The organism is Streptococcus sp. 2741 (assembly GCF_013276315.1).
Classification (GTDB): Bacteria; Bacillota; Bacilli; order Lactobacillales; family Streptococcaceae; genus Streptococcus; species Streptococcus pseudopneumoniae.
Genome location: NZ_VMKU01000135.1, coordinates 1 through 1052, shown reverse-complemented (window position 1 = coordinate 1052; position 1052 = coordinate 1). Strand labels below are relative to the sequence as shown.

The 1052-nt window shown below is 41.5% G+C and carries 2 protein-coding genes; both read left to right on the top strand.

Annotated features, from left to right (window positions below; genetic code table 11):
• A partial coding sequence (locus tag HT671_RS10555; RefSeq protein ID WP_172923159.1) for an LPXTG cell wall anchor domain-containing protein occupies nucleotides 1-441 on the top strand: 441 nt, incomplete at its 5' end.
• A gap of 390 nt (nucleotides 442-831) precedes the next feature.
• The gene (locus HT671_RS10550) at nucleotides 832-1017 is read left to right on the top strand and encodes a hypothetical protein (protein ID WP_031223047.1); all 186 of its coding nucleotides are present in this window, start codon (nucleotides 832-834) and stop codon (nucleotides 1015-1017) included.
• Nucleotides 1018-1052: the final 35 nt, after the last annotated feature.

The following is a 1052-nucleotide window of genomic DNA, read 5'->3' as shown; positions in this document are numbered from 1 at the left end:
GCAGCGGACAAAGCTATCCAAGCCATTGACGCAGCAAGCGACCAAGCAGGCGTGGACAAAGCGCAAGCGGAAGGTATTGATGCAGTAGCAGCAGTTAATCCAGTGGCTAAGGACAAAGCTAAGGAAGCAGTAGCAGCTAAGCTTAAGGAAAAAGAAGCCGAGATTGATGCGAACGCACAACTTTCAGATGCAGAAAAAGCAGCGGCTAAGAAACAAGCTAAAGCGGCAGCGGACAAAGCAGGCGTGGACAAAGCGCAAGCAGACGGAATTGCCGCAGTAGCAGCAGTTAACCCAGTGGCTAAGGACAAGGCTAAGGCAGCAGCATTACCTAATACTGGTAGTCGATCAGATAGCACTACAGCTGCTCTAGGACTTCTATCAATCTTTGGAGCAGTCGGTTTACTCTTTTCTAAAAAGAAAAAAGATGATGAAGAAGCTTAAGTAGATGATTCTATTTGATTCTCAATAGCCTTCACATGCAAAAATCTTTATCAATTAAAAAGAACTAGGGTAACCTACACATTAGCTGGATATACTCACCCTATAGCAGATAGTGAAGAAGCCTCTTTGACAACTATAGTAGAGGGAAGTTAGCTAAGATTCAGAAAGGACAAATTTTGTCCTTTCTTTTTTGTCGTCCTTCTCTCTGTTGATGGATGGTAAGCGCGTCATAACAAGGTATCTATCATTCATGGAAGACCTGTAAGCGCGTCATAACAAGGTATCTATCATTCATGGAAGACCTGTAAGCGCGTCATAACAAGGTATCTATCATTCATGGAAGACCTCCTGTATACTATTAGTAAAGTAAAACTATTGGAGGATATTTTAATGCCACAACCTATTGTTCCTGTAGAGATTCCACAATCTCGTCGTTTTGATTCTAAAAAGAGAAATGATATTCTGCTTAAAATTCGTATTGGCAAGCTTGAAGTAAGTTTTTTTCAATCTCTCAATCTCGAAATGATAGAAGAGCTTTTGGATAAGGTGTTGCTCTATGACAATTCATCTATCTAGCCTAGGGCAGGTCTATCTCGTATGTGGGAAAACGG

Bases quoted from the DNA above. Each gene is read 5' to 3' on its own strand.
- HT671_RS10550 (WP_031223047.1), top strand. From the start codon at position 832: ATGCCACAACCTATTGTTCCTGTAGAGATTCCACAATCTCGTCGTTTT.